Raw genomic sequence first — 5,657 nt, forward strand, 5'->3', positions numbered from 1 at the left:
GGTCAAGGCCAGCTTCCTGGCCGCCGTCGCGCACGGCGACATCAAGGTCGGCCTGATCTCCAAGGCCAAGGCGACCGAGCTGCTCGGCACCATGGTGGGCGGCTACAACGTGCATCCGCTGATCGAGCTGCTGGACGACGCCGAAGTCGCCGGTGTGGCCGCTGAAGGCCTGAAGAAGACCCTGCTGATGTTCGACTTCTTCAACGACGTGGCCACCAAGGCCAAGGCCGGCAATGCCAAGGCGCAGGAGGTGATGAAGAGCTGGGCCGATGCCGAGTGGTTCACCAGCCGCCCCGAGGTCGAGAAGAAGATCACCGTCACCGTCTTCAAGGTGCCCGGCGAGACCAACACCGACGACCTGTCGCCGGCGCCCGATGCCTGGAGCCGCCCCGACATCCCGCTGCACTACCTGGCGATGCTGAAGAACACCCGTGGGGACTTTGGTTCTGCTGGCGGTGCGGCCTTCAAGCCCGAGGAAGACGGCAAGCGCGGCCCGATGCAGTTCATCGAGGACCTGAAGAAGAAGGGCAACTTGGTCGCCTACGTGGGCGACGTCGTCGGCACCGGCTCCTCGCGCAAGTCCGCCACCAACAGCGTCATCTGGGCCACGGGCCAGGACATCCCCTTCGTGCCGAACAAGCGCTTCGGCGGCGTCACGCTGGGCGGCAAGATCGCGCCGATCTTCTTCAACACGCAGGAAGACTCCGGCTCGTTGCCCATCGAAGTGGACGTGTCCAAGCTCGAGATGGGCGACGTCATCGACGTGCTGCCCTACGACGGCAAGCTGGTGAAGAACGGCGAGACCCTGGTCGAGTTCAAGCTCAAGAGCGACGTGCTGTTCGACGAAGTGCGCGCTGGCGGCCGCATCAACCTCATCATCGGCCGCTCGCTGACCGCCAAGGCGCGCGAGTTCCTGGGCCTGCCCGCGTCCACGCTGTTCCGCCTGCCCTCGCCGCCCGTGGCGACCAAGGCCGGCTTCACGCTGGCGCAGAAGATGGTCGGCCGCGCCGTGGGCCTGCCCGAGGGCCAGGGCGTTCGCCCCGGCACCTACTGCGAACCCAAGATGACGACGGTCGGCTCGCAGGACACCACCGGCCCGATGACCCGCGACGAGCTGAAGGACCTGGCCTGCCTGGGCTTCTCGGCCGACCTGGTCATGCAGTCGTTCTGCCATACGGCCGCCTATCCCAAGCCGGTGGACGTCAAGACCCACCGCGAGCTGCCCGCCTTCATGAGCAACCGTGGCGGCGTGTCGCTGCGCCCGGGTGACGGCGTCATCCACAGCTGGCTGAACCGCCTGCTGCTGCCCGACACGGTCGGCACCGGTGGTGACTCGCACACCCGTTTCCCGATCGGCATCTCCTTCCCCGCCGGCTCCGGCCTCGTGGCTTTCGGCGCCGCCACCGGTGTGATGCCGCTGGACATGCCCGAGTCCGTGCTGGTGCGCTTCAAGGGCGAGATGCAGCCCGGCGTGACGCTGCGCGACCTCGTGCATGCCATCCCGCTGTACGGCATCAAGGCCGGCCTGCTGACGGTTGCCAAGGCCGGCAAGAAAAACGCCTTCTCGGGCCGCATCCTCGAGATCGAAGGCCTGCCTGACCTGAAGGTCGAGCAAGCCTTCGAGTTGAGCGACGCCTCCGCCGAGCGCTCGGCCGCCGGCTGCACGATCAAGCTGAACCCGGCGCCGATCAAGGAATACCTCACCAGCAACGTCGYGCTGATGAAGAACATGATCGCCGACGGCTATGCCGACGCGAAGACGCTGCAGCGCCGCATCGAGAAGGTCGAGGCCTGGCTGGCCAATCCGGAACTGCTGGAAGCCGACAAGGACGCCGAATACGCCCACGTCATCGAGATCGACCTGGCCGACATCAAGGAGCCCATCCTCTGCTGCCCCAACGACCCGGACGACGCCAAGTTCCTGTCCGAAGTCGCCGGCACCAAGATCGACGAGGCCTTCATCGGCTCGTGCATGACCAACATCGGCCACTTCCGCGCCGCGGCCAAGCTGCTGGGCGGCCAGCGCGACATCCCGGTCAAGCTGTGGGTCGCTCCGCCCACCAAGATGGACCAGAGCGAGCTGATCAAGGAAGGCCACTACGCCGCCTTCGGAACGGCCGGTGCGCGTACCGAAATGCCGGGCTGCAGCCTGTGCATGGGCAACCAGGCCCAGGTGCGCGAAGGCGCGACCGTCGTATCCACCTCCACCCGCAACTTCCCGAATCGCCTGGGCAAGAACACCAACGTGTTCCTGGCATCGGCCGAGCTGGCGGCGATTGCCTCGAAGCTGGGCCACATCCCCTCGGTGCAGGAGTACCACGAGGCGATGGGCGTCGTGAACAAGGACGGCGCCTCGATCTACAAGTACCTGAACTTCGACCAGATCGAGGAGTACGCGGACACGGCCAAGGCCGTGGCGGCCTGAGGCTGAAGGCTTCAAAAGCCAGCCCGCCGCGCGCCAGCCCGGCGGGCTTTTTTGCGCCCTGTGGGGCGCCTAGCGCAGGACGTGCATCAGATCGCCATGCCCTTGAGCGTCGGCATGGTCTGCGGCCGTCCAGCCTTGGGGATCGCGGTCTGCCTTGCGGGCGCCGGCAGCGAGCAACAGGTTCACCATCTCGCGCGACCCGGTGCGCGCGGCCAGCATGAGAACCGTGCGGCCCTGGTTGTCACGCAGGTGGACCGAAGCGCCGGCCTTCAGCGCCGAGCGTGCCGTCGCCAGGTCAGCGTGATCGGCAGCCGCCAACAGGAAGGCATTGGCCGGCATGGTGGCTTTCGCCGATTCGGCGACGTCGGAGGCGGCCAGGCTTTGGGCCATCTGCGGCGCCGCTCGAAACCTGGCCGCGACCCCGCTTGAAACTGCTTCCGACCGCGCCAGCATCTCGGCCTGGCTGGACGCGTYGGCCACAGCTCGGGGCGGCAACGGCGCGGCAGCTACCGCCGGTGCAGCGGGTGGTGGCGCGGCAGCCATCACCGGCTCGGCCGGTGGCGACTGCATCACAGGTGGCTCCGGTTGGGCCGTGCCCGCACTCACCTCCGCCTGCCTTTGCAACCGCGGCGGCGTCGCATCCGCCATCATGGCAGGAGCAGACCGTTCGGCACGCGGCTTGGCAAGGCTGGCCTTGGCCATTGTGCGGGGCACTTCAGCGGCAGGCGCGGGCTGGGGCTCGACGGCCGGGCTGGCTTGGGCCACCACCACGGCCGCCGTCGATGCGGGCGCGGCCGCGGCCAGCCGCGGATCGGCTTCCGGTCGCGGCTCGGTGTTTCGTCCTTTCAAGACCAGTACTGCCGCCACCAGCAGCCCCATCATGAGCAGGCCCAGCGCATAGGGTTGCCAGCGCCATGCCAGGGCGTTCTCGGCGACGGGCACGGCAGCGGCCACATCCGGCCGGGGCAACGCCGCCATCAGCCGTGCACGTCGCTGCTCGCGGCCCGCGTCGTCACCGAGCAGGGCTTCGCGATACGCAGCCTCGGCCGCGTCGTTGGGCGTGGTGGGATCGAACTCAGCCATCGCGCCACTCGCTCAAACGGTGCCGCAGGGCCTCGCGCGCATAGCGCAGCCGGGTCTTGGCGGTTTCGGGATGGGCCTGGGTCACGTCGGCAATCTCGGCGAGGCTGAGCTCGACCACGGTGAAGAGCAAGAATGCCTCCCGCTGCTCGACGGACAGGCGCAGCAAGGCGCCTTCAACGGCCTCGACCAGGCGCTTGGACACCAGCAGCTGCTCCGGCCCGGCGGCGGCCGAGGCCAGTTGATCCGGGTCGGCCTCGTCTCCCTGCGGCGGACGCGCCCGAACATGGTCCAGCACGCGGTTGCGCAGCACGGTGTAGAGCCAGGTCGAGAACCTGGCTTTTGCGGGCGCGAAGCTGGCGGCCTTGGCTGCAACGGCCAGCCAGCCTTCCTGGTGCAGGTCCTCCACCGTGGCGCGATCCGTGGGGTGCAGCATCTGGCGAACGAAGGCAAAGGTCTTGCGGTCATGGCGGCGGTAGAGCCGGTCGAACGCCCCCATGTCGCCGCGCAGATAGCTGGCGATGAGCTCTTCATCAGCGGGTTCACTCGCAGGCATGCGGCGCGGATGCTACGCCGGCCAGAGGTGGGTTTGCGGCATCGGGCGAGGCCTCACCAGCGCGGCGGCGGGTCGGGCACATAGCCGCCGCTGCTGTTGGGGAAGGACCGCGGCAACTGCGCCATGGGTCGGGGCATGATGCCCGCCGCCATCAGATTGGCCTGGCTGTCGTAGTGGATCTCCAGCAACTGCTCGGGCTGTGATGTGCGCCGCTGGAAGCCGGTGTGCGCAATGGGCGACCACTCCGACGCACCATGCCCCGTGCCCAGCTTGGCCCGCACCGAGCGCTCCGCCTCAGCCCGCCCCGCGCCTTCGCGCGCTGGAGCTGCCTGGACTGCAGCGTCCGCTGTCCCACTGTTGAGTCGGCTCAATGGGCTGGGCGCCACTGGCGCAGCAGGCGACACGAGCGGCGCGTCGTAGACCGGCGGCGGCACGTAGACCTCGCGGAACACCGCCGCGCCGATCACGCCGACATTGGCCGGCCGCCCGGTGCGCGCCGCATAGGAATCGCCCAGCGAGGTGAACTCGAAGGCCGCGATGTGCTCATCGCTCTTGCGCCAGCCCGTGATGTCATGGCTCTCGCCCGGGCTCAGCACATAGCCCGACTGGTTGAAACCCGCGGTGTCGCCGGTGATGGCGTTGACGCCGTCCACCGACAGCACCACCAGCACCCGCTCGGCGCTGCGGTTGCTGAGCCGGATGGCGTAGCGCGAGCCGGGCATGCCCGGGCTGAAGCGGCGACCACGGCTGGCGTACTGGGCCAGCGAGGCGCCGCTGTCGCGGTCGATCAGCTGCATGTCGAGCAGGGGCGGCGACACGACGGCGGCACAACTGGCGTGCAGCCCGGCCAGGCCCGTCAAAGCGGCTAACTGGAGCAAGGCGGTGCGGCGGCGCAGCGGAAGCAGGGAACTCATGGCGGATCCTTCGCAGGGATGGGACCTTTGCTTGTACGGAGCCGCTCGGTAAACGGGGTGAAAAAGCCGGCCGGCCAAAGAAAAAGCGGCCCGAGGCCGCTTCTGTCGCAGGAAGAAGGCCGCTCAGGCCTTGATGTCCAGCAGTGCACSAGTGGTGTTGATCTGCGTCTGCAGCACCTTCAGGTTGGCGACGAAAGAGTAGGCCGCGGACTGCTGTTCGACGATCTCGTTGGCCGGGTTGATCTCGCGCTCGGGCACCTTGTCGACGTTCGTCGGCTCCACGCTCGGACGAGCCTGGTTGCTGCTCGCCAGATTGGCGATATTGGCCGCCGACGCGCGCAGCCGCTCGTTCGCTGACGAGATGCCGGACATGGCGGTGGACAAGGGGACGTTCATCGGGATTCAGTTCTCAGGCGCGCTGGCCGCTACATCGACCGCGTTGTAGGTGAACTTTAGAACATTTGGCGAAAAACCCCGCATTTCCGGGGTTCGCCGCGCCAGCAAACGTGAAATCAGCCCGCCAGTTCCTCGTAGCCGCCGGTGGAAACGAAGACCCGCACGCTGTCGCCCCCGGCCGCCTTGGCCTCCGTGCAGGCCAGCGCCGCACCGCCGAGCACGGCGTCCACCGTTACCAGCGTCGGCTGGATCTGCACAACGCCCAGCGACGCCTTCACGCGGGTGC

5 protein-coding genes are annotated in these 5,657 nt (G+C 68.0%); 1 reads left to right on the top strand and 4 read right to left on the bottom strand.

Translation table 11 applies throughout. The features are described from left to right. A partial coding sequence (locus tag AC1DU6_RS18420; RefSeq protein ID WP_477858779.1) for a bifunctional aconitate hydratase 2/2-methylisocitrate dehydratase occupies positions 1-2,425 on the top strand: 2,425 nt, incomplete at its 5' end. Positions 2,426-2,494: 69 nt separating this feature from the next. On the opposite strand, the gene AC1DU6_RS18425 is transcribed toward AC1DU6_RS18420, so the two are convergent. The 4 genes from AC1DU6_RS18425 to AC1DU6_RS18440 all read right to left on the bottom strand — a co-directional run bounded on the left by AC1DU6_RS18425 (position 2,495) and on the right by AC1DU6_RS18440 (position 5,371). Then, on the bottom strand, positions 2,495-3,508 hold the full coding sequence (locus AC1DU6_RS18425) for an ankyrin repeat domain-containing protein (protein ID WP_477858781.1): 1,014 nt from the start codon (positions 3,506-3,508) through the stop codon (positions 2,495-2,497). After that, entirely contained in the window at positions 3,501-4,061 is a 561-nt protein-coding gene (locus AC1DU6_RS18430; protein ID WP_056196348.1) for a sigma-70 family RNA polymerase sigma factor, read from the bottom strand. The genes AC1DU6_RS18425 and AC1DU6_RS18430 overlap by 8 nt, the downstream gene beginning before the upstream one ends. Before the next feature lie 53 nt (positions 4,062-4,114). After that, positions 4,115-4,975: a hypothetical protein gene (locus AC1DU6_RS18435; RefSeq protein ID WP_457323238.1), complete on the bottom strand. Its 861-nt coding sequence runs from the start codon at positions 4,973-4,975 to the stop codon at positions 4,115-4,117. A gap of 123 nt (positions 4,976-5,098) precedes the next feature. After that, positions 5,099-5,371, bottom strand: coding sequence for a hypothetical protein (locus AC1DU6_RS18440; RefSeq protein WP_477858784.1), 273 nt, complete (start codon positions 5,369-5,371; stop codon positions 5,099-5,101). Between the last annotated feature and the right edge of the window lie 286 nt (positions 5,372-5,657).

This window comes from Roseateles sp. P5_B10, assembly GCF_056400485.1.

Coding starts and splice junctions, on each gene's coding strand:
- AC1DU6_RS18430 (WP_056196348.1), bottom strand. CDS start 4,061: ATGCCTGCGAGTGAACCCGCTGATGAAGAGCTCATCGCCAGCTATCTG.
- AC1DU6_RS18435 (WP_457323238.1), bottom strand. CDS start 4,975: ATGAGTTCCCTGCTTCCGCTGCGCCGCCGCACCGCCTTGCTCCAGTTA.